Consider the following 23,549-nt stretch of genomic DNA (forward strand, 5'->3'; position numbering starts at 1 on the left):
TTTCCCGTTGATACTTAACGACTAATTTATCTTGCCTTTACAAAACCAGCTGATTAAAGTGCGCATTCAGGTACACGATAAATGGAGTAGTAGTAGTGGATGTAACCCCTGACTATGATAAATACAGTCTGGACGACTTGTATTCAGCTGCCAGCAGCATTAACCGGCAACAGTATCCGGAGCGGGCAGCATTAATTGATCAACATATCGCCCGGCTGGAAGCAGAACAAGCCCGCTTAAAGCAGCAGTTGCAGCAACAGATAGCGCAGTCAGAACCAGAGTCGGAACCAGCGCTACCGGCGAATTTAGCCAAGCGTAGCCATCGTTTCTGGGGGGCGCTTATTGACGGTGTGCTGCAAATTCTAATCACCATACCGTTATTCTGGTATGTTGGCCTGGCAGCATTTGCCGAACCCAGTCTGTCACTGATAATTGGCTCGGCGTTATATGGCCTCGCCGGCTATGTGGCGCTGCATGGTTATTTACTGCATAAGTATGGCCAGACCATAGGCAAAGCTGAATTTGGCATGCGGATAGAGCATTTAAATGGCCAGCAGGCCGGGTTGAAGCATGTGTTGTTATTACGGCATTTACCGATGATGGGGCTTACCTTTATTCCGGTGGTGGGTAACTTCATCGTCGGACTGGTTAACCCGCTGATGATTTTTGGCCGGGAAAAACGTTGTCTGCACGACAGAATCGCTCAAACCAGGGTATGCTATATCAGCGACAAACCGCAAAATGATGCGGGCATGACAGCCTGACCACATAGTTAACTGACCGCAGAAACATCAACATCAGCATGGTCGCTGGCCATAAAGGCCAGCGCTTTGGCTAAGTCACCGCCAAAAGGTTCAGTGGCAATCCGCTGTTTGCGGGCACTGATCCGCTCAGCGGCTTTTAAATATCGCATCACCTGTTCGCGGCTGGTTAACTGCAACCGTGGAACCTGTAATGTTGCGCCAGCTTCGTCTTTGGCAATCATAGTAAAATATGATGAGTTACAGTGTTTTACCAGGCCGGTCTGTATATTTTGCGCATCAACCCGGATCCCGACCATCATTGAGGTATTGCCAACATAATTCACTGATGCTTTCAGGGTGACCAGCTCGCCCACTTCTATTGGATTAAGAAAATCCACCCGATCAACCGAGGCGGTAACACAGTAACTGCCACTGTATTTCGAGGCGCTGGCAAAAGCGATCTGGTCCATCAGTGACAGCAGATAACCACCGTGAATTTTACCGCTAAAGTTAGAATGCGATGGCAGCATCAGCTGCGATAAGGTGATTTCTGAGCAGGCTACTGTTTTATAATTTGCCATCGCCATATCCTGTTAATTTAGCTGGGTCGGTTTATCCTGCACCAGCACCCAGGGCGAAATTACCACCGCCCATAATTCGGTATTATTATCAAACCATTGCTGCGCCTGTTGCTCGGTTGTGCGGCCGACGGTGCCAGCGGCCAGCCAGTTCGCAACCTGCGTTTTATCATCAGCACTGAACGCATACGCCACTTCAACCAAATCATGTTCGGCACTAACGGTAACCACCGAGCCAGCGGCAAAGAATTTCTGCAACTGCGGCCAGTGAATCCGGGCCGTTTCGCTGATAATCTTCGCTTTTATAAGCTCAGGGGTTTCGGCGTCTGTCGCCAGCTGGCCGTTAGGCGGTGTTTTTGCATTCATTCAGGTCTCCTCTTATTCAAAGCGCCAGTGTAAAACAGCTGCCGCTGTTACTCCAGCGGCTCGTCTTCAGCGGCAACCTGTGCAGCACTTAAGTCATGCTTTTTCAAAAGCTTATAAAAGTCAGTCCGGTTACGGCCAGCCAACTCAGCAGCCCGGGTAACATTGCCTTCAGTCATTTTCAGCACCCTTACCAGGTATTGGCGCTCAAATTGATCGCGGGCATCGGTCAACGTAGGCCAGTAACTGCTGTTTTGCGATAAAGCCTGCTCTACCAGGCTCTGGCCGATAACCGGGCTATGGGTCAGCGCCACACATTGTTCAATAACGTTAACCAGCTGGCGCACATTGCCAGGCCACTTGGCGGTAGCCAGCATTTGCAGCGCGTCGTCTGCAAAGCGGGTTACCATAACGTTATGCCGCTCGGCACTTACCGCCAGCACATGGCGGGCCAGCAACGGAATATCTTCCGGTCGCTGTTCCAGGCTTGGTAGCTGTAAATTAACAACGTTTAACCTGTAGTATAAGTCTTCCCGGAAACTGCCTTCGGTCATCGCCTGTTGCAAATCCCGATGGGTAGCAGATAATACCCGGACGTTAATCGGGATGCTCTTACTGCTGCCTACCGGCCTGATTTGCCGCTCCTGCAATGCGCGTAATAATTTAACCTGCAGTGAAACCGGCATATCGCCGATTTCATCCAGAAACAAGGTACCGCCATCTGCCTCGCGAAATAAACCGCCATGCTCTGAAACGGCTCCGGTAAAAGCCCCTTTGCTGTGGCCAAACAGCTCTGATTCCAGTAAATGCTCAGGCAGCGCCCCACAATTTATTGCCACAAAATGCTGCTTGGCCCTCGGGCTGGCTTTATGAATGGCTTTCGCCAGCAATTCTTTACCGGTACCGCTGGCACCCGTGATCAGCACGCTGACATCACGCTGCGCAACCCGGTAAGCCTGCTCCAGCAGCGCTGCCATCAGCGGGCTGCGACTGACGATTTCATCACGCCAGTCGGCTTGCTCGGGTACCGACTGGTGCACCGCTTGTTTTAAAATATCGCGCAGTTCAGCATTATTCAGTGGCTTGGTTAAAAAGCCGAATACCCCGCGCTGGGTGGCAGCCACCGCTTCCGGAATAGAGCCATGTGCTGTCATCAGCACCACCGGCAGCCCCTGATAACGCTTGGCAATTTCATCAAACAGGCTCATGCCATCCAGGCCCGGCATTCGCAAGTCGCTTAATACCACATCAAAACTTTGTTTGTTTAAAATAGTCAGAGCGCTCTCAGCACAATCGGCACTAACCACCTGATAGCCCTCACCTTCCAGCCGCAATGTCAGCAGCCGCAGCAGGCTTGGGTCATCATCAACTAACAATAAACGCGGTTTAGGGTCTGCCATTATTACCCTCATTGATACTCTGGTTAAGCTGGGCTTCTATCTGGGTCAGGGCGTCGATTTTTTTCTGCAAATCTTTATTTTTTTTCTGCAAGCGTTCAATATTTTCGTGTTGCTGAGCATTCAGCCGGGTAAGGGCGCTGACTGCAGATTCGGTTTCCAGTAATTTCTGGTTGAAAGTTAAATCCCAGCTGATAAGAGCTGCCAGGCCCGGTGGTAATAACGCTATTTGTTCGGCTAACTGCATTTGCACCCGCAACCGGGTTAAATAGGGGGTATCCGGATGCAGCTGCAGAATTATCCGCTGTAACATTTGCACCGGATCCGGCTCAGCCACATCCGCTAATAATTCCTGCCACAATGCCTTGTTATGCAATAAACTGGCCCGGTAGTTAACCCAGGCTTGCAATGTTGCCGGGTCATCATTCAGGCTTAGCGCCACTTCACTATTAACAGTACTATCCGGCGTTTCGGCGGCCTGTTGTTCGGTTAACTCCGGCTCCGTCAGCGGCGGTGGCGGTGGCTGTTGCTGGTTTAACAACTGGCAGCCTGACAACAACGCCAGCAGCAATATCAGCATCAATCTCATGTTACTTTTCCTCCAGCAGTGGCAATCGCACTCTGATGCAAACATCAGCGTATACCACATCAACAATATCGGCATGCCCACCTAACAGGCGGGCACAGTCTGCCACAATAGATAAGCCCAGGCCCGAACCCTGCACCGCATCGAACCTTGGGGTGGTGCCACGCTGAAAGGGTTCAAATAATTTTTCACGCAAAGCGGTAGGTATTGGCGCTCCATTATTGGCCACATCCAGCACCAGCATCTCATCTTTCTTATAAAGCTTAACCCAAACCGGGCTGCTCTCTGCACCATAAGCCTGCGCATTGTTAATCAGATTATCCAGAATTCGCCGGAACAGTGTTTCGTCGGTGTAAAAACTGCTTAGCTGACAATCGAGCTTAATTTGTTGCTGGCGTTGCTGCAACGACAAGGCATGATCAGCAAAACAGGCTTGCAGCAATTGCTGTGGCACCTGCCGGCTAAGTTCGGGCTTGGCTTGCTGCAACAACCGGTTGTAATCCAGCAACTGCTCGGTTAGTTGACTTAGCCGGTCAGCACTGCCATTTAGCAACATTACCACTTCCAGTTGCTGCGGATTTAACGGCCCAAGCAGCTGTTCGGTTAACAATGCACACCCTTCGCGGATACTGGATAACGGTGTTTTTAATTCGTGAGAGGCATGGCGTAATAAGATCAGACGCAGGGCCTCCAGCTGTTGTAAGCGTGAACTTAACCAACGTAACTGTTCACCAAGCTCGGAAAGTTCCCGCGGACCATCCAGCTTGCCCTCAGGAAACTGCTGCTGCTGACCTATAGCCCTGATCATCTTATCCAGCTTTTTCACCGGTGCTGCCACCCGGCCAGAGGCCCATAGCACCAGCAGCAGGGTTAACACTACCAATGCCACTGTCTGCCAGGCCTGACGTTGCTGGGCATCCTGCACCAGTTGCTGCTGATTAAGCAGCCGCTGCTCCAGTAAATCCCATATTTGCTGACTGATCCGCTGCTGACGCAGCCTGATTTGCTGTAGCAGCTGTTCCAGCGGTGCTCCGCTAAGCTGGTTAAACTGGGCCGCCAACTGCTGTAAATCGGTTTGTTGTTGCCGGCAGTCATCCAGCTCGGGTAAGTTGTTGCATAACTGGCTGAGGCTGGCCTGTTGGTTATTGATATGGCTTTGCGCTACCCGGGCCAGCGCATCGGTTTTTACCACGGCATACTGACGAACCGCCCGTTCAATATCAACCACCAGATTTTGCATGCTTTCCGCCCGGCGCACGCTGATCACCGCACTTTCTGCCTCAGTCGTTGCAAACCGGCTTAAACCAGATAACGCCTTGTGGCTTTGCCACATTAAAACGCCTACCGGGATCATCGCCAGTAAAAAACTCAGAATAACCAGTTGCTGTAATGAAGCAGTTCGCAGATGGAAGCGCATAGGCAGTTAAATTCGTAGAAAGTTAGCGTTAGCATAACCTGTTTAACTAAAAAAAACAGGCCAGTAAGGAGGGCTAGCCTGAACAAGCATTCAGCAAGGAGCTGAACTCATGGGAATGTGATGTGCTTACTGCGCTTTGGGCGCATAAACCGGGGTATAGCTTACTGCTGCAGGGTGGTTATCGGTAAAGGTATTACCACGGATTGCCGCAACTTGCTGTTGCTCCCAGGCCTGAACACTGGGGTTATTTAAATCAACCCGACGTAGCATTGTTACCACTATCATCATATTGGCAACCAGGAACATCGTGATAAAAACTAAGAATAAATCCATAACACACCTCCGGTAATTACCATAGGTGTATCAAGTGTTGTGCCAACTTTTAATATTCTTTAATTTTCATGATGTTATGGCATTTTCGAACGACAGAATCCAGCTTCCCCCACCCACACTGTCTGCAATAAGCGACACTATCAGCAGCGATTTATTCGATTCCTTTAAAATCAATAACATAAGCTGTATGCGTTTTGCGACATCAAATTTAAAGCACTGTTTTAATTAAATAAACCCATATTGTTTGGCGACGCGATCAAAGTAATCGAGACAATTTTTAGCATACTGGCGTTTCTCAACATAGCTCCCCGGGAAAAAGCTCTTTTTAAAGCCATAGGCCACCATGTCTTTTAGACGCTTTAACGGAATATCAAAGTTATCCAGTGCCAACTGATACTCATTGCAGACGGTGGTATTAGACACCAGGCGGTTATCGGTACAAATGACTGTCGCCATCCTGTTGTCGAGCATGGCTTTAAACTGATGCTGGCGAATATCGGTAAGTTGCGGATTGGTTTGCAGATTACTGGTCAGGCAGACTTCGATAGCAATCCTTTTATCAGCAATGTAGCTGGCAAGATTGCGGATATAGGCTGCTTTGTCGGTAATCTCGGGGCTATGAATCATGTCGGGAATAAACATTGAGTAGCCATGGCCAATCCGGTCGGCATAGCATTCGGTAATGGCTTCAAACACGCTTTCAGCGCCATAGGCTTCACCTGCATGCAAGGTTTTCAGCATAAAGTGCTGATGCGCGTACTCATACACTTCTTTAAACTTGCTGGCCGGATAACCTGACTCCTGACCAGCCAAATCCAGGCCGACGATTGGCATACCGCTTTCATCACGCAAGCGCACGCTGGCCCGCACCAGCTCCATCGCTGCCAGTTTAATAACATCCATTGGTGCAAAATCACGCATTAACTGGAACAAGTTGGTGTAATACGGCGAAAAACCTTTATCGCCAAACATTCGCATGGCGCAATTGATAATGCCGTAGCCAAAAGGCGGCCTGTTGCCACTTAATACGGCTTCACCCCCGTTGTATTCGTCTTTCGCCCGCTTTAAGCCGTTATTTACCGCATGCATGATCTGGTCAAAATCAATGCCGCGGCTTAAATCGATCAGCAACTGAGGGGCAAACCGTACCTCAATATAGTTAACGCCTTCCTGCTGGTTATCAATTGCCAGCTCATACGCCGCCTGTTCCAGGTTTTCCGGGTCACGCAATACGCCACAGGTATATTGAAAGCAGTGTAAGTATTCGCCCAGGTTCTGATATTTATCTTTAAAAACCAAATGTTTTAAACCATCAACACTTTGCGACGGCAATTTTGTGGCCGAACGCTTTGCCATCTCAATAAGGCTATCCAGCCGCAGGCTGCCGTCCAGGTGCAGATGTAAATCTGACTTTGGCATCGCTTTAATAAAATCAGCAGAATAACGTGGCATAACAACTCCTCAAGATACTAATTGGCTTAATTGTATCTTAAAATGCGCCACAGGGCTGACTGATGTTCCAGCCTTATCCTACGCTGCACTGTCAGTTGCCTTTAACAGGCTTTTCGCGATTAAAAAATGTTTTGGCATGGTTTAAATCGCTCAGGTGCTGTTTATTGGCCATTAGTGCCCGCCAGTCTGCTCCAGACAGCAAACGAAACGAGCGATATTGGTGTTGCTGCTCGGTAAAGCGGTTTTTGACCATTCCAACATCGATAAACTCTGCCTCGCCATCACGTATTATCAGTGCACTGCTGGTTTGCTCTGCCTCAACCGCCAATAACCGGCCATCAAACAATGCTGCTGGCTTTGCTACCGGGGTATGGCCAATTACCAGTGCTTTCACATTAAAGTGGGCCAATATCTGTTGCAGGTGCGCCTCCGGCCAATCGCCACCAGATACCCCATCATTATTAGCCGACAGCAGCGCCCGGTATTGGCTTAAGCCATTGCTACCGTAAAACAACGCATAATCAGCCTCGCTCACCTCGCCATTAGTTTGCTGCAAAGTGGCGTGGTACCGCTGATTGAGCTGCGCTACCGTTAAACCGCTGGCCAGTACTTGCGGGCTTACTCCACCGTGGGTAAACAAATAGTTGCCCATTCTGGCAATAACGGGTTGTTGCCGCAGCCAGCCACCCAACACGGTATCAGCAGCAAAACTTTGCTCGTAAGGCATAAGTTGTTCAATTGCCCAAAAATGCTCTGTTTCTACCCGATCAACCAGACCACGCATCACATATTGCTCATGATTGCCGTGTAATAGCAGCAACTGGCCACCGTGCTGCTGAGCCTGCTGCGCCAGCTGGTATAACCGCCATAGCAACTCATACACCTGACGCCCCCTGTCGACGGCATCACCGAGAACAATGAGCTGGCCGTTACCAAACTGCCAGTCACCATTGGCATCGGTTACGCCGTTGTTGCGGGCCCAATGCTCAAAAAATGCGATGTTGCCTTCCAGATCACTAATCACAGCAACTGCTGGCGGCGTCGCTATTTCAGCATTGATGCTTAGCGGCGAAGCGGCCAGTTGATAATGATAATGCCGGTCCTGACAATCCAGCTGCACATTGACGGCAGCAAGCGGCAGCTCCTGCGTAATACGTTCATCCTGACACCAGGCTGTTAACTGCAGGGTCGAGGCATTTTTAACAATAACCGGGCCCTGTAAGCCAGAAACTGCCGGCGCACTGGCCTGAACACTACCTGCCGCGTTCCACTTTATTTCGCCGACAACTATTGGCAAATATACTTTGCTGTAAACGCCACCCTTGGTTAATTCAACCGTGGCATTCGCCAGTATTGACAATAAAACCGCCAACAACACCAGTAGCATAGCCACTAATACTTTTAGTAATGTTTTCATTAAACCCTGCTTTCATATACAAAAATTAAACAATTAAGCTTTATATATTGAAACAACAGTAAGAACAATGCTTTCGGCCTAAGCTATTGCTTTTTAATATTATCTGACTTAAAACAGTGAACATCCGATCCTGTTACGGGGTATGCATGAAAACATTATTACTACTACCCGCGCTGGCAACCATGCTGGTATCCGCGACAATCTCAGCCAATACCACGCAGTTTAGCCAGGGCCGGCAACTGAGCAGCGCTTCAGATTATCAGGTATTGCCAGCGCGGCAGCGGGTAGCGATTGAGAACCGCATTTTAAACGAGCGTCTGGAGCAAGTGCTGCCAACGTTAATGGCTGAATCAGAGCTGGATATGTGGCTGGTGATTAATCGCGAGTATGCTGAAGATCCGGTATATTTCACCCTGGTACCCCAACCTACTTTTGCGGCCCGGCGCACCACTATGCTGCTTTTTAATCGCCTGGCCGACGGCACCATCGAAAAATTGTCTGTCAATCGCTATCCACTGGGCGAACCTTATCAGTCAGCCTGGGCAGGCGGTAATTTAACTGAGCAATGGCAGGCCCTGGCTGCTGAAATTGTTAAGCGCAAGCCCCAGAAAATTGGGATTAATACCTCTGAACACTGGCCGGTAGCCGATGGCTTAACCTCTGGTCTGCACCAGCAACTGGTCAAAGCGTTACCGGCAGATTACCAAAACAGGCTGGTTTCAGCCGAGCAGCTTGTTGTTCGCTGGCTGGAGCAACGTACGGAAGCAGAGCTGGAGCTATATCCGCAAATTGTCAGTTTAGCCCGTTCGGTAATTGCTGAAGCATTCAGCAACAAAGTGATTACCCCCGGTGTCACCAGCACGGATGACGTTGCCTGGTATTTACGTGAACGGTTTGAGCAACTGGATTTGCCGGTCTGGTTTATGCCTTATGTCAACCTGCAACGCCAGGGCCTGGCCTGTGAGGCAGATAACCCCTTCTGCGGCACGTCCGGTGTTATCCAACGCGGTGATGTGCTGCATACCGATGTCGGCATTTGTTACCTGAAACTGTGCACTGATACCCAGGAAATGGCCTATGTCCTTAAAAATACTGAAACCGATGCCCCTGCTGGCTTAAAGGCCGCACTGGCCACTGGCAACCGCTGGCAGGATATCCTGACCGGCGAATTTAAAACCGGCCGCAGTGGTAATACGATATTAGCCAACACTATTAAAGAGGCAAAACGTGCCGGCATTAATAGCAGTACCTATACCCATGCCATTGGTTTTGTAGGCCATGCCCCCGGGCCAACCATTGGTATGTGGGATAACCAGGGCCCCACCCCTGTCCAGGGCGACTGGCCGCTTTACGCCAACACGGCGTATGCTATTGAAGGAAATATCAAGCAGGCACTACCTGAGTGGGATCAGTTAGTGCATGTTAAGCTGGAACAAAGTGCTTATTTTGACGGCAAGCGGGTTATTTACCTCGCTGGCCGGCAAACACAATGGCATTTAATCAGATAAGGTAACACGGCACTGCACGGTTATGTGGGCCGTTATCTGTTTGCAAAGGCCAGCTTATACCGCTATGCTTCTGAGGCTATGCATTGTTAATTTTCAACAAGTTAAAGCTTATCCAATAACTCAGTTTGCCCGATAAACAATAAGTTTAAGGATGTATTTATGATAAATAAACTTTTAAAAATAAGCCTGGCAAGTGTGACTATGCTCGCTGCTCTGCTGTGCGTGGGTATGGGTCAGGCAACCGCCGGCGTTTACAGTTCGGATCAGGTCATTGCCGAACAACAGCATCAGTATAACAAGCAGCAGGTGCTGGCGTTTGTTGATACTACTGAAGTACAAAGTAAGTTGATTGCACTGGGTGTCGACCCGGCCGATGCTAAATTGCGTATCGCCAATATGACGGATGCCGAGCTCGAGACATTTAACAGCAAACTAAACGAGTTACCGTCAGGCGGGATAGTCGGGACTATAGTCACTGTGCTGGTAGTGGTGGCAGTACTCGACCTGATGGGCATTACCGATGTTTATCCTTTTATCCGCCCTATCGGTGGCTCATAGCATTTTATGCGTAACCTGACACAGGCCAGCCATCTGGCTGGTCTGTTGCTTCTGCTAGTCATCGGTCTGACCGCCTGTCAGACCCCGCCGCAAACCAAACAGCTGCTGGCCGAACCGCCCGCCATTGCCGGCTCGCATTTTATTGCCAGGGTACCGTTTTATCCGCAGCAGGAATTTTTCTGCGGCCCGACTACCTTAGCAGAAGTTGCTAACTTTTATGGCCGGAATAAAAGCCCGGATGATATTGCCCCGGCTACCTTTACCCCCGGCCTGGACGGTACCTTACAGATTGAAATGGCCGCAGCAACCCGCCAGCTCGGTATGCTGGCGTATCAGCAGCGCGGCTCGATGAGCCTGCTACTAAGCCTGATAGCCGATGATATTCCGGTTATCGTGCTGCAAAACAACTCAATTAGCTGGTTTCCGCAGTGGCACTATGCTGTGGTAGTGGGTTACGACATTGACAACAAAGAAGTGATATTACATACCGGGGTAACATCAGCGCACCGTCTTAATTTTTCAACCTTTGAGCGCACCTGGCAACGCGCCGACTACTGGTTGCTGGTGATGTTGCCACCAGAGCAAAGTAGTCCGCTGCTTGATCCTTTTGTTTATACAAAAGCCTGTCAGGACCTTATCAACACCAGACAAACTGCTGCCGGCATTGCCGCTCTGGTTACAGCTACCAGGCAATGGCCTGACTACTGGCTACCTTATTTTTTGCTGGGCAATCATTATTTCTCGTCTGAGCCATTAACTGCTGCCAGCTGGTTTGAGCAAGGAATAACATCAGCACAACAACAGGTGCCGTACCTTAATAACTATGCGGTGCTGCTGGGCCAGCTTGGTTGCCACGGTAAAGCAACCGCATTAATAGAAAACGCATTGCAACTGGAACCCACTAACGCCACCCTGCTAAGTAGCAAGCAACAAATTGATATGGCTCAGCAGGAAAATGCCATTACTAATGACACCTGCCCGCTATAAGCAGCTCCAGTTCGTTATTGATTGCGCTCTTAAGTGGCTCCAGCAGCGCAAGTTTTGATGCATGAATTACATGGTAAAGGTCGATCGGCGCTGTCGGGATCGCCACAACAGTGGTGTTTGCAACCGGACTGGCACAATCCAGTGAGCTGCTTATCCATAAAAAGCGGTCTACCTTGCCGGCATCGTACATCGCGATGAGTTGACTCCAGTCACGCAAATGGTACTTTTGCGCGGTTATCTGCAAGTCGAGTTCTTTTAGCGTTCTGGCACTTTCCGGAAAGAACAACAATACCTCAGGGTCGGTCAGATCGTTCAGTTTACACTGAACACCCGGCCGGCAATGCAACTCCAGTTTAAGTTCAGCCAGTTTTGCAACAGTAATAACGTTATCAAGTTTTGCCAGCACCTGACCTGTCCGCGCGACATCGCCGTCAACCATACCGTCCTGCAGCAAACGCAAACCCCGCTCCGTTTCTACCGCTGTAAACTTAACCTCTACCCGAATATTCTGGTATGCGCTTCGGATCAGCGGCAATAATACGGTCTCGACAACCGGATGGCTGACATAACTTAAATTAATGGTCTGCGAAGATATTGTGCCGGCATTGTTGTCTGCATCAGAAGTTGCAAATCCATCATGCCACATCAGACAACAAAGGGTTAGAAAAGCACCTGTTTTAATACCCATTAATAATCCTTTTTAATGAAGGCTCTGCAGCCTGTGTTTCAGACTTTTACTCACCAATCATGTTGTCAGTATAGTTGTTAGCCGTTAGCCGGGCACAACAAAAACATGGCACCAGCGATTAACGGTTATCAACTCATCTGTAACAGCGGCATTCAGGTTAGTTGTCTCTCAGTGGCACCACCTCCAACACCTTGACAATGTCCTGATTTTTGCCCAGCCGGGCTAACTCCAGCAGATAATCTTTTTCGAGTTTTTGCATAGTCTGGCCAGCCACTATTTCTTTTACCAGCAGGGTTTCGCTATTGGCTATCGCAGTTTTCAGTGCTTCAAAGTCTGCAATACTATGTTCAACTTGATGGGAGTTATCCGTCATCATGCCTCCTTGAGTAGTTTATAGTCATTAACACAAGCCGTTATCTCACTACAGGCAGCTCGCGCCAGTTAGTCGTATAGGCAGGTGACAGCATCTCGCGTTTCATGCTCCACTCCTGTTTGCCACCCTGACTGGCGAACCAGATGGTCTTACTGTGTTTGGCGTTAAGTTTGTCCATTAGTTGCATCAGTTTCTGATATGCTGCGGTCTGGCCGCCGGCCTCTGGCTGGTCAAACAAACCGGGCTGATATACGCCGGGGTCATAAAAATCAGCCAGCATAACGCCCGCTTTGGCATAGCGGTAACCATTTACCCATAAGCCATCGAGTAGCTGCATGGCTTTGGCTAAAAACAGACGGGTGTCGCTGGCTGGTGCCTCGAGTTCAACACTCTTACTGGCGCTGTATGGGGCATCTTTGTCGCTAAACGGGCTGGTACGCAGAAAAACGGTCAGGTGTTTCGCCTGCTGCTGCTCCTGGCGCAGTTTACTGCAGGCCCGGCTGATATATTCGCTAATCGCCTCACGCATCTGCTGCTTATCGGTTATCCGCTGACCGAAAGAGCGGCTGGAAATTATCTGCTTTTTGGTGGCCGCTATCTGCTCCAGCTCCAGGCACGACTCGCCGTTTAACTCGCGCACGGTACGCTCAACCACCACCGAAAAGTGTTGCCGGATATAAGCCGGTGCGGCATCTGCCAGCTGCAGTGCGGTATTAATACCCAGCTGCTGCAGCCGTTTAGTCAGCTTGCCACCAATACCCCACACCTCATTTACCGGCAGTAAAGCCAGCAATTTTCGCTGACGGCTTTTGCAGGTTAAATCGACCACACCGCCGGTTTTTGGCCAGGTTTTGGCGGCATGGTTAGCCAGTTTGGCCAGGGTTTTACTGGGCGCAATACCAACACAAACGGTAATACCCTGCCACTTCTGAATACGCTGGCGAATTGCCCGACCAAATTCCGACAGACTTTGCAGCATCTGCAGGCCGCTTAAATCGATAAAGGCTTCGTCAATACTGTACACCTCTACCCCCGGGGCCATGGCTTCCAATGTGCTCATCACCCGCTGCGAGATATCAGCATACAACGCATAGTTTGATGAAAATGCCAGTATACCGTGCTGGCGCATCAGATCGCGTACCTGAAAAACCGGCACGCCCATTTTCACCCCAAGTGCTTTTGCCTCTTTACTGCGCGCCACCACACAGCCATCGTTATTTGACAGTACCACCACCGGAGTAGTGGCTAAATCCGGCCGGAACAGCTTTTCACAGCTGGCATAAAAGTTATTACAGTCAACCAGCGCAAACACGCTGCTATCTTTGCTGCTCATTTGCGCTTCATCTGCCGGATCACGTTGGTAACTACCCCGAATATATTCAACTCGTCGCCATCCCGCAGGCAAATAGGCGGATAGGCAGCATTGCGGGGTAACAACTGCAACGCAGGCCGGGTAGCAAGCTGCTTAACGGTAAACTCATTACCCACCGCTGCCACCACAATGTCACCATGCTCGGCATCCAGCGCACGGTCAACCACCAGTACGTCGCCGTCAAATATGCCGGCATCGATCATCGAATCGCCTTCTACCCGCACAAAAAAAGTCGCGGTAGGGTGGCGCACGCAAAGCTCATTTAAATCAAGGGTTCGTTCAATATAATCCTGAGCCGGCGACGGGAAGCCGGCCATTACCGGATCGCTGTAAAACGGCATCCGTCGCTTTGGCCAGAAATCAGCGTTGCCTATAAATACTGCAACCATAGCTACTCCTTAAACTGTATTTTTATACAGTATATCAGGCCAGAATCAGTTGGCAATTGGCCAGCACATTTGCGGCAAAAATCAACCAAATCACCCATATCCAAAAAGCGCTTGATCCAGATCAAGCTCCAGGCGTACAATAGTTTCAGAAATTTCTGAAAGTTCAGTAGGGATCATATATGCAAATGACACCGATGATTGAATCTTTTGTTTGCCACTTCGGCGAGATGGGCAGCCGCTGGGGATTTAACCGCACCGTAGGCCAGATTTATGCCTTGCTGGTGGTGAGTGCCGAGCCAATTTGTGCAAACGAAATTGCCGAGTTACTGGGGATTTCCCGCGGTAATGTCAGCATGGGTTTAAAAGAGCTGGGCAGCTGGCAGCTGGTGCAGGTAATCCATAAACAGGGCGAGCGCCGCGAATTTTATCAAAGCCGGGGCAGTATCTGGGATATGGCCAACCGGGTATTTGAAGAGCGGCGTAAGCGTGAAATGGACCCAACGCTGTCTTTGCTGCGTGACATTATGATGGACGAAGCAGCCAATAACGATGAAGCCTATGCCCAAAAACGGATTACCGAAATTCACGACCTGCTGGAAAACATTACCGAATGGACGCAAAGCCTGCAGTCATTATCGCCGGAAAAGCTTAATACCCTGATGAAGCTGGGCTCTGGTGTGGGCAAGGTGCTGGAGTTTACCGATAAGTTCCGGCCGAAAAAAGATGCCTAGCGGTTATTAGCAGTGAGGTGGTTATGTTAGATACCTTAATTTTGTCGCGCATTCAGTTTGCCGCCAATATCAGTTTTCATATTCTGTTCCCGACTATTACCATTGCCCTGGGCTGGTTATTGTTTTATTTCAAAGTACGCTTTGATCTGTCACAGCACCCGGTATGGATGCGGGCCTATCGGTTCTGGGTAAAAGTATTTGCCCTGACCTTCGCCCTGGGCGTAGTAAGTGGCATAACCATGTCGTTTCAGTTTGGCACCAACTGGCCGGGCTTTATGGAAAGCATCGGTAATATTGCCGGACCACTGCTGGCTTACGAGATCCTGACTGCGTTTTTCCTTGAGGCAACCATGCTCGGCATTATGCTGTTTGGCTTTCATAAAGTGCCGCGCTGGGCCCATACCCTGGCGACCTTTCTGGTGGCGCTTGGTACCACTTTCTCTGCGTTCTGGATTCTGGTATTAAATTCCTGGATGCAAACCCCAGCCGGCTTTGAAATGATAGATGGTGTAGCCCATGCCACCGACTGGTGGGCCATTATTTTTAACCCGTCTTTTCCATACCGGTTTTTTCATATGCTGCTGGCGTCTGCTTTAACTGTCTGTTTCCTGGTGGCGGGTATATCAGCCTACCGGATTTTGCAGGGCGACAATAAAAAAGCACCAAAGCTGACTTTGAAAACAGCGCTGTTAAGCGCTGCCGTCTTGGTTCCTGTGCAGATCCTGGTGGGTGATCTGCATGGCTTAAATACCCTGGAGCATCAACCACAGAAAATTGCAGCGATGGAAGGGATCTGGCACACGGAAAAAGGCGCGCCGTTAGTATTATTTGCCATACCAGACGAAGAAACAAAGCAAAATCATTTTTCGATTGAAGTTCCGAAACTGGCCAGCCTGATCTTAACCCATGACGCCGACGGCGAGCTAAAGGGCTTAAACGAATTTGCCGGCGAGCATCCGCCGGTAGCGCCGGTGTTTTACAGCTTCCGGGTAATGGTAGGTATTGGCATGCTTATGCTGCTAATGGCCTGGTGGGGTAGCTATCAGCTGCTTCGACACAAAGCGCTGGCACCGCTGCCCCTGAAAATACTGATCGGCATGACTTTCTCCGGCTGGGTCGCTACTCTGGCTGGCTGGTATGTTACTGAAATTGGCCGTCAGCCTTACTTAGTTTATGGTGTACTGAAAACCCGCGATGCGGTAACCACAGTGCCAGGCGAGCATGTCGCCATAACCCTGACCATGTATCTGCTGTTATATCTGGTACTGCTGGTAGCCTACATTAAAACCCTGTTCTGGCTGGCTAACCGCGCGGTGGAAGTGGAAGAATACGACTTAACCCGGCCAGGCCAGGCTGAAAACCGCATTGCGCAAAAGGCTGAAGGCACCCCGGACACCCGCACAGGAGCTGCATTATGAGCTGGTTAACTGCAGAAAACTTAGCGCTTATTTTCGGAGGCTTAACCGCCCTGGCTATTTTGCTGTATGCCATTTTAGATGGCTACGATTTAGGTGTCGGTATTACCCTGCCGATGAAAAACGAACCCTGGCGCGACACCGCCATTGCGTCGATTGGCCCGTTCTGGGATGCCAACGAAACATGGCTGGTACTGGCCGTTGGCTTGTTGCTGGTGGCGTTTCCGGCGGCGCACAGCGCCATTTTACATGCCTTATATTTGCCGGCAGCGTTATTATTGCTGGGGCTGATTTTACGCGGCGTTGCCTTTGATTTTCGGGCCAAAGTAAAAGCCAGCCGCAAAACCCGCTGGGATTATACCTTTAAAGTGGGCTCGGTACTGGCCACCTTCAGCCAGGGCTTTATGCTGGGTATTTATGTTATGGGCCTGGAGTACACGGCCGGCAGCATTATTTTTGCCTGTTTCAGCGGCTTTTGCGTTACCGCGGCTTATGCCATGATTGGCAATGCCTGGCTTGTCGGCAAAACCAGCGGCGAGTTGCAGCTGCATGCCATTAAGCAGTGCAAAATCGCCGGCGTACTTACGCTTGCCGGTATACTGGCAGTAAGTACCATTAACCCGCTGGTTAACGTCAATGCGCTACAGGTATGGACCGAGCCACCAATGGCCTATTTGTTTGCTGCCATACCGCTGTTGTGTTTTGCGATGTTTGTTATTGGTTATTTGGTACTGAAGCGACTGCCCCTGCCACAAGACCACGGTGCCTGGCTGCCTTTTGCTATCTGTAATATTATTTTTATCTGTAGCTTCCTGGGCCTGGCGCTGAGTTTTTATCCGTTTGTAGTACCCAATCAGTTAACGCTGTATGAAGCCGCCAGCTCCAGAGAGTCTTTACTGATTATTTTCTTTGGCGCCGTGGTGGTTATCCCGGTGATTATTGGTTACACCGCCCTGGCCTATTATGCATTCAGAGGCAAGGCAGATGGTTTGAAGTATTACTAGTTTCGGCCGGTAAAGCTTAAGGTTGGTGCAGCGTGAAGCTTTCTGCTAAGCTCAACCAAGCTTAATAAAGACTTTTAAAGGGTGGTTATGAAAACCGAGACCATTACATATTTAAAAGAACATGCCAATACTCTGGAGTTGCGGGAAGAACTAATAATCACCAAAAATGGCAAGCCCGCTTTTGTGGTGCAGTCCTATCAGGATTATCAGTTTCAGCAAGACACGCTGGCACTTCTTAAAATGCTGAAATTGTCTGAGAAATCGTTGCAAACTGCTGAGTTAACCCTGGATCAAGCGTTTGAGTAGTACTTACACGCTTGTTGCCTCGCCATTATTTAAGTTATCACAACAACGGCTGGCCGCATTTCTAACGGAAAAATATTCGGCAACCCTTGCCGACAATACACTTACAAACATCAAGCAACGATTGCGACAAGACCTGGCAGCACAACCCGGGCTTGCGCCGATCAGCGAGCGGCTATTGGCAATAGGTATTGCCGAATACCGGCAATGGCAGGTGGATAAGCATAATATGGTGTTATATCGCATTGATGAACAAAAGCAGCGTATTGAGTTGTTGTTATTAATGGATAGCCGACAAAATATTCAAAAGCTGTTATTTGAGTTAAACCTGCTGTTCTAAACCGCCCGGCGGCTCAGCTTGATAAATAATGTTAGGGTGAATCGCTATGGTAATGCAGAAGCCATCACTATGATGGGGTAACGCTCATGCATCTAATTTATTGCAATAGAAATCAAAACGATATAATGTCGCCCCGCTAATTTAGGTACTACTGCTTTTAAGTAGTTTTAGCAAAATTGGCATTAAGTTTGTTAATCAATATCACTTAAAGGAAGTATAGTGAAAAACACTAATAAGTTTTTGTCTCTAATTGCATTATCTACTTTAGCTGGATGTGCTCAACTACCACCAGATACTAATGAGAGATTAGGGCAATTCACAGCAGCCTCGTCTTTCAACGTGAGAAATCTCGAATACGAAAAGTCTACAAACACAGTATCTTTCACTACCGGAAAATCATGCTATCTAGTCAATATGGTCACGCTGGCATATATCTCTGGCCCTAAAGATAATCTTTTACAGCGTGCTATGGATGACGCCATCCGGAATGGTCAGCAATCAGGCATTGATGGCGATTTATTGGTCAACACCAGAATTGAACGCAAGACTGAATACAAAGAAAAGGGTGAAGGTTTCTTTAAAGTTCGTGAACGCTATGAATGTGTTTTTGTTGAGGGCGACCTGGTAAAAATAAAAAAATAAGGCCACCAGGACTTAAATTATAAGCCAAAATTGGCTTGTGCTGTAACAGGCAAGCCAACACATACCCTCACAATGGAAGTGATGGCGTTTTACTCACCGCCTATTGAAAAGACAAATTTTACGCGTCTTAACATCATCAACTTCAGGCAAGCCGCCAATGGCAATACTGCACATACGACCATGCAGTATGTAACGCAGTAAAAGCGCTTAGAGCCACTTTTACCCGGCAATAATAAATTCAAGCCAGAGATTTCGGTAGCAAACCTCAAATTCAGTAAAAGTCCGATTTTGGACTGCATTTCACTATAACTGCATAGAACTTGGCTATGCCACAGTCATTTTGCAGCCTATGGAACGGGTTCAGGACTAATCTGTAAGTAGACCATTACCTGATGCTGCAAATGTTTCTGAGCCCGTTTAGGCGACGTAAACAGCATTTGGCAGCAACAAGGTGATTGGAACAGGCAAAATCGGCTACACATAACCTGCACATAGCGTATTTTTCACTAAGCTGGCCAAATGAATTAGGTTTGATAAAAAAGATATTTAGATCAGGAAGATAAATGGTGCCCGGGGCCGGACTTGAACCGGCACGCCCTTTCGAGCGAGGGATTTTAAATCCCTTGTGTCTACCGATTTCACCACCCGGGCAGAGTTGCGTGCACTGAAAAGTGCTGGCAGAACGGCGCGCATAATAATGAACGTCGGCACCTTATGCAAGTAGTTTTCTGAAACTGGTAAATATTAACCAGAAAAACCCCTTTTTGTTACTTATATTTCAAGGCGTTATTGAAAACCGCTGCTAGGATTAAATTACAACAAGAAACGTTTAGAACGTTATGCCGGAGCAGCCATGCAACAATTAAAACTACGCACTGTCTTTATTGCCTTTGTCACCATAGCGCTGGCGCTGTTAACGGTGATTTCCACCCTGATTAATATTAACCAGTTTTCCGGTCTATATTATGGCCAGACTGAACAGGAATACCTGCCCAATACCGTTGGCCGGATTGGCGAGCAGGTTCGCTCTGAGCTGATGTACCCTATTACCCTGTCAGAAGCGCTGGCTGACAATAGTTTATTGCATAACTGGATGCGTGAGGGTGAAACCCGTGCCGATAACCATAATGAGGTGATGCAGTTTTTCAGGCAGAGACAGCTGGACGCAGGAGCCTCAACGTTATTCTGGGTGTCCGATTACAGTAAAACCTATTATACCGAAGGGGGGGTATTTAAAACCATCTCTGCCAGCGAGCCACGCGACAGCTGGTTTTTCTCTTTTTTAAACAGTAATGCAGAGCGCGAGCTGGCCATTGATGCTGATGAACGCACCGGCAAGCTGACCTTGTTTGTTAATGTCGCGGTTAAAATTGATAATAAGCGTGCCGGGGTTGCTGGCCTGGGGTATGACGTGTCGGCTATTGCCAGCCTGGTATCGGGCTATAAGCTGGGTGAAAACGGCTTTTTATTTCTGGTGGATGGCAATGGCATGATCACCGTGCACCGGGATTTGGCCCTGGCCCGGCAAAATATCAGCCAGGTTTCACAATATCAGAATATTGCTGCGCGGGTGCAGCAGCACAACTCAGGGTTCAGCCTTACCGAAGCCAGGCTGAATAAACAGGATGTGTATGTTGGCGTACAGGATATTCGAGGTACCGGCCTGAAACTGGTAGCGGTGCTGCCGGCAGAAGAAATAAGCAGCGCCATAAACAGTGTGATTTTATTCTCTGTTATCGCCAGTATTGTGCTTACTGCCATTTGTATTGGCCTAACCATTATTTTTGCCAATTCGTTGAGTAATTCTATCCGCCAGGTAGGTGATGATTTACTGCAGATGTCAGGCGACGGCGGCGATTTAACCAAGCGGCTGGATGACAGCCACAATAACGAACTGGGTCACTTAGCTAAGGGCTTTAATGCCATTATTGGTAAAATCCGGGAACTGGTGGCTGAAATTCAGAATACCGAAACAGCAATAAAATCAGGCATTGAACAGCTGGCACAGCTTGCCAACAACACTTTTAATTCTACTGAGCAGCAACGGGCGCAAACCGATCAGGTTGCCACCGCTATTACTGAGATGGGCCAAACCATTGCCGAAGTATCAGGCATTGCCCACCGTACTGCCCAGGATACCGAATCAGCAGTACATGATACCCACAGCACCAACGACAACATGGCGTTAACCTCGCGCACCATGCAACAGCTAAATACCGTAATGGGCGATATTGAAAAAACCATTGTTGATTTTGCTGATCAGGCGGCAGCAATAAACTCAGTTGTGGAAGTTATTAACGCCATTTCTGAGCAAACCAACCTGCTGGCATTAAATGCAGCAATTGAGGCAGCAAGAGCCGGCGAACAAGGCCGCGGCTTTGCGGTAGTGGCCGATGAGGTGCGTAACCTGGCAAAACGAACCCAGGATTCAACCCTGGAAATTCGCGAACAAATCAGCCAGCTGCAACATACAGCACAGCAGTCAACCAGTGCGATACAGCAGGGCACTGCCAGCAGCAAAAAGGTAGCTGACAATACCGAACAGTCGGCTGCTGCCTTAATGGCAATTAAACAAAAATTTGAAGCCATAAGCGCCGGCAATCATCAGGTAGCTGCCGCCACAGAAGAACAAGGTGCGGTAGTTGAGCATATTAACCAGTCTGCCCATTTAATCTCTGACAGTGCAGCCAGTATTCATGATAATGCCGAACAACAGCTTAAAGCGATAAGCCTGCTGCAACAACGGGCAGAGCAATTAGCGGCACTGGTTAACCAATTTAAGGTGTAACTAATGAAAACGATAACAACAATTACGCTTGCGGGTGGTATTGCGCTGACCGGTGTGCCGGTTAAGGCAGAAATTTTGTGGCAGGATTTCAGCGTGTCATATCTTAATGGCAGCAACTACCGGATTGACGACAGCAACTTGCAGATCCTGACCTTTGAGCACGTTGCTGGCACCAGCTGGGGCGACAGCTTCTTTTTTCTGGATCACCTGCGTGGCGACAGCGGCAGTCGCAGTAACTATGCCGAGTGGTCACCCCGGCTAAGCTACAGCAAACTCAGCGGCAATAGTGTTCAGTTCGGGCCGGTAAAAGATCTGCTATTTACCAGCACTGTCGAGATGTCATCGCTGCAAACCAATTTTTTATATGGTATTGCGGCTGATTTAGCAGTACCGGGCTTTAACTATCTGAACCTGAATTTTTACCGGCGCAACAACGACAAAGTAGCCGACAACTGGCAGTTGACGACTACCTGGTCGGTGCCGCTTACCCTGGGTGAGCAACAGTTTTTACTGGATGGTTTTATCGACTGGAGCAGTGCCACAGTCGATCAAAGCGCCAGTTTAAATGCCACCTCGCAACTTAAGTGGGCACTGCACCCGCTGCTGGGGCTGAAAAATAAATTATATGTGGGGGTAGAGTATGTATATTGGCGTAATAAATATGGCATTGCCGACAGCCAGCAATTCCGCAGCCATGAATCCAATGTAAACTTGCTGGTTAAAGCACATTTTTAAGTGGTACCGCAGCCTGTTGCTTTAGCAGCAGGCTGCGGTACCACATTATCAGCTTACCATTCTATTGAAGATGGCACCCTGGGTGATGACAACAAGCGGCTAAACCGGGCCCAGCGCTCGGCCTGATCATCCGTTTGTTCAATATAGTCTGTTACCAGTTGTTTGCCCCAGTTATAGTTGATCACGTAGGCGCCATAGGTATCAAAAAAACGTAACCGCTGGCGCGCTTCCGCTTCGCTATTCAGGCTGTATTGCTGCAACAGCGCTACGGCCCGTTCACCATCAATCTCGCCATTAATATATTGGCGGGCAATTTCATTACCAGCATAACTTAAGCGGTTCATTAATTTTAAAAAAGCAGCATATTCAGCGGCCCTTGCCGGATCCAGCCCAGCCAGCGGGTATAGCACGTCACGTTCAAACTGCATTTTTTGTTCACCCGGAAACGCCAGCTCAATCCCGTAGTTCGCGCTACCTTCAGCAATTAATGATTGCGGGCTGTACAGCGGATAAACGCTGAATTCCTGCCAGCCAAGTTCATCTACCAGCTTGTGTTCCAGCAACGCATTATAGGTATGATGACCTGGGTAGCCCTCATGACAACCCAGGTCAACCGCGCGGGAAATATCAATCGGGCGCTCGCTGTTAATCTGAATTAAGCTGTAGGCTTTACCTTTATACCAGTTGTAGCCACTCCAGGGTTTGTCCTGCACGTATTCCAGACTGAAATCTTCATTTTTCGGCAAGCTGATATGCGCCACAGTGCGCTGCTTACACTCATCAATAGCGCGTTGAAATACCGCATCAAGTTTGTCTGCCGGAATAACAAAGTCTTTCTTGTAAGCCACTACCCGCTCAGTCAGGTCGCCTTCACCCGGCACCAGCGCGGCAATACCGGCCAGCACTTCATCAAAATCAGTCAGGCTGTAATTGGGCGGCGTGGTGTCATACAACGCCTGAGCCTGGGCTTCAAAATTGGCTTTGTTGCCATTGCTCAGGTGCTCTGCGTGAAATGCCAGCGCCTGTATCTGTTTATCCAGATAATGCAGCCGCAGTTTACGCAAATCACTGTCTGCTGCAGGCTGAGTGTCAATTTTCTCAAGCAGGGTTTTGGCCTCGGCAGCAATGTCCGCCGCACTCAAACCCCGGGCAACGGCCTCATCGCGCAATTGCTGCGGGCCGTAATAGGCATCGACATAATTGCTGTCATGTTCGCCCAGCGCTAATACCAGTTGTGTATACTGGCGGGCGATGTTATCCACATCAACCGTTGCGGCCAGCCGCGGTTCGGGCGCTTCGCTACATGCAGCAACCAACGCAATGCTGGCAGTCAGTAACAAAGGTTTTAACAGAGGGTTTCGCATAGTCAGCTTCCTTGGTTTGCTTTAATTTTAATAAGTTAGAATAGCATATGGTTGTTTAATCCTAGC

Annotated in this window: 25 protein-coding genes and 1 tRNA gene; 12 read left to right on the forward strand and 14 right to left on the reverse strand. The window is 49.1% G+C overall.

What is annotated here, in order from left to right:
- The first annotated feature begins 95 nt into the window (after nucleotides 1–95).
- A complete protein-coding gene (locus KQY15_RS08875; RefSeq protein ID WP_217668831.1) occupies nucleotides 96–764 on the forward strand; it encodes an RDD family protein in 669 nt (222 codons plus the stop codon).
- Nucleotides 765–772: 8 nt separating this feature from the next.
- Here KQY15_RS08875 and KQY15_RS08880 read toward each other — a convergent pair whose 3' ends face one another.
- The 8 genes from KQY15_RS08880 to KQY15_RS08915 all read right to left on the reverse strand — a co-directional run bounded on the left by KQY15_RS08880 (nucleotide 773) and on the right by KQY15_RS08915 (nucleotide 8,286).
- Nucleotides 773–1,324 (reverse strand): acyl-CoA thioesterase, encoded by a 552-nt coding sequence (locus KQY15_RS08880; protein ID WP_217668832.1) that lies wholly within the window; start codon nucleotides 1,322–1,324, stop codon nucleotides 773–775.
- 12 nt (nucleotides 1,325–1,336) lie between these two features.
- On the reverse strand, nucleotides 1,337–1,687 hold the full coding sequence (locus KQY15_RS08885) for a DUF2288 domain-containing protein (protein ID WP_217668833.1): 351 nt from the start codon (nucleotides 1,685–1,687) through the stop codon (nucleotides 1,337–1,339).
- Between the two features lie 47 nt (nucleotides 1,688–1,734).
- Nucleotides 1,735–3,084 (reverse strand): sigma 54-interacting transcriptional regulator, encoded by a 1,350-nt coding sequence (locus KQY15_RS08890; RefSeq protein WP_217668834.1) that lies wholly within the window; start codon nucleotides 3,082–3,084, stop codon nucleotides 1,735–1,737.
- Nucleotides 3,071–3,670 (reverse strand): hypothetical protein, encoded by a 600-nt coding sequence (locus KQY15_RS08895; RefSeq protein ID WP_217668835.1) that lies wholly within the window; start codon nucleotides 3,668–3,670, stop codon nucleotides 3,071–3,073. Before KQY15_RS08895 ends, KQY15_RS08890 begins: the two co-directional genes overlap by 14 nt.
- Nucleotide 3,671: 1 nt before the next feature.
- Nucleotides 3,672–5,084, reverse strand: a complete 1,413-nt coding sequence (locus KQY15_RS08900) for a sensor histidine kinase (protein ID WP_217668836.1) — start codon at nucleotides 5,082–5,084, stop codon at nucleotides 3,672–3,674.
- A 126-nt stretch (nucleotides 5,085–5,210) separates the two neighbouring features.
- Nucleotides 5,211–5,417 carry a hypothetical protein gene (locus KQY15_RS08905; protein ID WP_217668837.1) on the reverse strand — a complete coding sequence of 69 codons (207 nt, stop codon included), beginning with the start codon at nucleotides 5,415–5,417 and terminating at the stop codon, nucleotides 5,211–5,213.
- Between the two features lie 225 nt (nucleotides 5,418–5,642).
- Nucleotides 5,643–6,869 (reverse strand): adenosine deaminase family protein, encoded by a 1,227-nt coding sequence (locus tag KQY15_RS08910; RefSeq protein ID WP_217668838.1) that lies wholly within the window; start codon nucleotides 6,867–6,869, stop codon nucleotides 5,643–5,645.
- Nucleotides 6,870–6,960: 91 nt separating this feature from the next.
- The gene (locus tag KQY15_RS08915) at nucleotides 6,961–8,286 is read right to left on the reverse strand and encodes a metallophosphoesterase (RefSeq protein WP_217668839.1); all 1,326 of its coding nucleotides are present in this window, start codon (nucleotides 8,284–8,286) and stop codon (nucleotides 6,961–6,963) included.
- 146 nt (nucleotides 8,287–8,432) lie between these two features.
- On the opposite strand from KQY15_RS08915, the gene KQY15_RS08920 reads away from it, so the two are divergent.
- From KQY15_RS08920 to KQY15_RS08930, 3 genes are all read left to right on the forward strand, one after another.
- On the forward strand, nucleotides 8,433–9,794 hold the full coding sequence (locus KQY15_RS08920; RefSeq protein ID WP_217668840.1) for a M24 family metallopeptidase: 1,362 nt from the start codon (nucleotides 8,433–8,435) through the stop codon (nucleotides 9,792–9,794).
- 159 nt (nucleotides 9,795–9,953) lie between these two features.
- A complete protein-coding gene (locus KQY15_RS08925) occupies nucleotides 9,954–10,352 on the forward strand; it encodes a PA2779 family protein (RefSeq protein ID WP_254795563.1) in 399 nt (132 codons plus the stop codon).
- 6 nt (nucleotides 10,353–10,358) lie between these two features.
- Nucleotides 10,359–11,339: a PA2778 family cysteine peptidase gene (locus KQY15_RS08930; protein WP_217668841.1), complete on the forward strand. Its 981-nt coding sequence runs from the start codon at nucleotides 10,359–10,361 to the stop codon at nucleotides 11,337–11,339.
- On the opposite strand, the gene KQY15_RS08935 is transcribed toward KQY15_RS08930, so the two are convergent.
- From KQY15_RS08935 to umuD, 4 genes are all read right to left on the reverse strand, one after another.
- Nucleotides 11,317–12,027 carry a hypothetical protein gene (locus KQY15_RS08935; RefSeq protein ID WP_217668842.1) on the reverse strand — a complete coding sequence of 237 codons (711 nt, stop codon included), beginning with the start codon at nucleotides 12,025–12,027 and terminating at the stop codon, nucleotides 11,317–11,319. The two genes, KQY15_RS08930 and KQY15_RS08935, sit on opposite strands and share 23 nt — an antisense overlap.
- 157 nt (nucleotides 12,028–12,184) lie before the next feature.
- Nucleotides 12,185–12,400 (reverse strand): hypothetical protein, encoded by a 216-nt coding sequence (locus tag KQY15_RS08940; protein ID WP_254795565.1) that lies wholly within the window; start codon nucleotides 12,398–12,400, stop codon nucleotides 12,185–12,187.
- Nucleotides 12,401–12,440: 40 nt separating this feature from the next.
- A complete protein-coding gene (gene umuC, locus KQY15_RS08945; RefSeq protein ID WP_254795567.1) occupies nucleotides 12,441–13,733 on the reverse strand; it encodes a translesion error-prone DNA polymerase V subunit UmuC in 1,293 nt (430 codons plus the stop codon).
- Nucleotides 13,730–14,161, reverse strand: a complete 432-nt coding sequence (umuD, locus tag KQY15_RS08950) for a translesion error-prone DNA polymerase V autoproteolytic subunit (RefSeq protein WP_217668844.1) — start codon at nucleotides 14,159–14,161, stop codon at nucleotides 13,730–13,732. The genes umuC and umuD overlap by 4 nt, the downstream gene beginning before the upstream one ends.
- 179 nt (nucleotides 14,162–14,340) lie before the next feature.
- On the opposite strand from umuD, the gene KQY15_RS08955 reads away from it, so the two are divergent.
- The 6 genes from KQY15_RS08955 to KQY15_RS08980 all read left to right on the forward strand — a co-directional run bounded on the left by KQY15_RS08955 (nucleotide 14,341) and on the right by KQY15_RS08980 (nucleotide 18,596).
- Entirely contained in the window at nucleotides 14,341–14,892 is a 552-nt protein-coding gene (locus KQY15_RS08955) for a GbsR/MarR family transcriptional regulator (RefSeq protein WP_254795569.1), read from the forward strand.
- A 23-nt stretch (nucleotides 14,893–14,915) separates the two neighbouring features.
- A complete protein-coding gene (locus KQY15_RS08960) occupies nucleotides 14,916–16,310 on the forward strand; it encodes a cytochrome ubiquinol oxidase subunit I (RefSeq protein ID WP_217668845.1) in 1,395 nt (464 codons plus the stop codon).
- Entirely contained in the window at nucleotides 16,307–17,311 is a 1,005-nt protein-coding gene (locus KQY15_RS08965) for a cytochrome d ubiquinol oxidase subunit II (RefSeq protein ID WP_217668846.1), read from the forward strand. Before KQY15_RS08960 ends, KQY15_RS08965 begins: the two co-directional genes overlap by 4 nt.
- Before the next feature lie 87 nt (nucleotides 17,312–17,398).
- Entirely contained in the window at nucleotides 17,399–17,617 is a 219-nt protein-coding gene (locus KQY15_RS08970; protein WP_217668847.1) for a type II toxin-antitoxin system Phd/YefM family antitoxin, read from the forward strand.
- Nucleotides 17,610–17,954 (forward strand): hypothetical protein, encoded by a 345-nt coding sequence (locus KQY15_RS08975; RefSeq protein WP_217668848.1) that lies wholly within the window; start codon nucleotides 17,610–17,612, stop codon nucleotides 17,952–17,954. The genes KQY15_RS08970 and KQY15_RS08975 overlap by 8 nt, the downstream gene beginning before the upstream one ends.
- 219 nt (nucleotides 17,955–18,173) lie before the next feature.
- Nucleotides 18,174–18,596 (forward strand): hypothetical protein, encoded by a 423-nt coding sequence (locus KQY15_RS08980; RefSeq protein WP_217668849.1) that lies wholly within the window; start codon nucleotides 18,174–18,176, stop codon nucleotides 18,594–18,596.
- Nucleotides 18,597–19,160: 564 nt separating this feature from the next.
- On the opposite strand, the gene KQY15_RS08985 is transcribed toward KQY15_RS08980, so the two are convergent.
- Nucleotides 19,161–19,247: transfer RNA gene (locus tag KQY15_RS08985), tRNA-Leu, on the reverse strand.
- Nucleotides 19,248–19,449: 202 nt separating this feature from the next.
- Between KQY15_RS08985 and KQY15_RS08990 the strand changes: the two genes are divergently transcribed.
- Both KQY15_RS08990 and KQY15_RS08995 read left to right on the forward strand, forming a co-directional pair.
- Entirely contained in the window at nucleotides 19,450–21,384 is a 1,935-nt protein-coding gene (locus tag KQY15_RS08990; protein ID WP_217668850.1) for a methyl-accepting chemotaxis protein, read from the forward strand.
- Between the two features lie 3 nt (nucleotides 21,385–21,387).
- Nucleotides 21,388–22,119 carry an outer membrane protein OmpK gene (locus KQY15_RS08995; RefSeq protein WP_217668851.1) on the forward strand — a complete coding sequence of 244 codons (732 nt, stop codon included), beginning with the start codon at nucleotides 21,388–21,390 and terminating at the stop codon, nucleotides 22,117–22,119.
- A 53-nt stretch (nucleotides 22,120–22,172) separates the two neighbouring features.
- Here the strand turns inward: KQY15_RS08995 and KQY15_RS09000 are convergent, their stop codons facing one another.
- A complete protein-coding gene (locus KQY15_RS09000) occupies nucleotides 22,173–23,483 on the reverse strand; it encodes a hypothetical protein (protein WP_217668852.1) in 1,311 nt (436 codons plus the stop codon).
- Nucleotides 23,484–23,549: the final 66 nt, after the last annotated feature.

Source organism: Arsukibacterium indicum, from assembly GCF_019100565.1.
GTDB classification, from domain to species: Bacteria; Pseudomonadota; Gammaproteobacteria; order Enterobacterales; family Alteromonadaceae; genus Alishewanella; species Alishewanella indicum.

Excerpts from the sequence above, each read along its gene's own strand:
- KQY15_RS08890 (WP_217668834.1), bottom strand. The coding sequence starts at position 3,084 with ATGGCAGACCCTAAACCGCGTTTATTGTTAGTTGATGATGACCCAAGC.
- KQY15_RS08900 (WP_217668836.1), bottom strand. The coding sequence starts at position 5,084 with ATGCGCTTCCATCTGCGAACTGCTTCATTACAGCAACTGGTTATTCTG.
- KQY15_RS08930 (WP_217668841.1), top strand. The coding sequence starts at position 10,359 with ATGCGTAACCTGACACAGGCCAGCCATCTGGCTGGTCTGTTGCTTCTG.
- KQY15_RS09000 (WP_217668852.1), bottom strand. The coding sequence starts at position 23,483 with ATGCGAAACCCTCTGTTAAAACCTTTGTTACTGACTGCCAGCATTGCG.
- umuD (WP_217668844.1), bottom strand. The coding sequence starts at position 14,161 with ATGGTTGCAGTATTTATAGGCAACGCTGATTTCTGGCCAAAGCGACGG.
- KQY15_RS08915 (WP_217668839.1), bottom strand. The coding sequence starts at position 8,286 with ATGAAAACATTACTAAAAGTATTAGTGGCTATGCTACTGGTGTTGTTG.
- KQY15_RS08895 (WP_217668835.1), bottom strand. The coding sequence starts at position 3,670 with ATGAGATTGATGCTGATATTGCTGCTGGCGTTGTTGTCAGGCTGCCAG.
- KQY15_RS08880 (WP_217668832.1), bottom strand. The coding sequence starts at position 1,324 with ATGGCAAATTATAAAACAGTAGCCTGCTCAGAAATCACCTTATCGCAG.
- KQY15_RS08885 (WP_217668833.1), bottom strand. The coding sequence starts at position 1,687 with ATGAATGCAAAAACACCGCCTAACGGCCAGCTGGCGACAGACGCCGAA.
- KQY15_RS08970 (WP_217668847.1), top strand. The coding sequence starts at position 17,399 with ATGAAAACCGAGACCATTACATATTTAAAAGAACATGCCAATACTCTG.
- KQY15_RS08920 (WP_217668840.1), top strand. The coding sequence starts at position 8,433 with ATGAAAACATTATTACTACTACCCGCGCTGGCAACCATGCTGGTATCC.
- KQY15_RS08990 (WP_217668850.1), top strand. The coding sequence starts at position 19,450 with ATGCAACAATTAAAACTACGCACTGTCTTTATTGCCTTTGTCACCATA.
- KQY15_RS08960 (WP_217668845.1), top strand. The coding sequence starts at position 14,916 with ATGTTAGATACCTTAATTTTGTCGCGCATTCAGTTTGCCGCCAATATC.
- KQY15_RS08935 (WP_217668842.1), bottom strand. The coding sequence starts at position 12,027 with ATGGGTATTAAAACAGGTGCTTTTCTAACCCTTTGTTGTCTGATGTGG.
- KQY15_RS08905 (WP_217668837.1), bottom strand. The coding sequence starts at position 5,417 with ATGGATTTATTCTTAGTTTTTATCACGATGTTCCTGGTTGCCAATATG.
- KQY15_RS08995 (WP_217668851.1), top strand. The coding sequence starts at position 21,388 with ATGAAAACGATAACAACAATTACGCTTGCGGGTGGTATTGCGCTGACC.
- KQY15_RS08925 (WP_254795563.1), top strand. The coding sequence starts at position 9,954 with ATGATAAATAAACTTTTAAAAATAAGCCTGGCAAGTGTGACTATGCTC.
- KQY15_RS08965 (WP_217668846.1), top strand. The coding sequence starts at position 16,307 with ATGAGCTGGTTAACTGCAGAAAACTTAGCGCTTATTTTCGGAGGCTTA.
- KQY15_RS08940 (WP_254795565.1), bottom strand. The coding sequence starts at position 12,400 with ATGACGGATAACTCCCATCAAGTTGAACATAGTATTGCAGACTTTGAA.
- KQY15_RS08955 (WP_254795569.1), top strand. The coding sequence starts at position 14,341 with ATGCAAATGACACCGATGATTGAATCTTTTGTTTGCCACTTCGGCGAG.
- umuC (WP_254795567.1), bottom strand. The coding sequence starts at position 13,733 with ATGAGCAGCAAAGATAGCAGCGTGTTTGCGCTGGTTGACTGTAATAAC.
- KQY15_RS08910 (WP_217668838.1), bottom strand. The coding sequence starts at position 6,869 with ATGCCACGTTATTCTGCTGATTTTATTAAAGCGATGCCAAAGTCAGAT.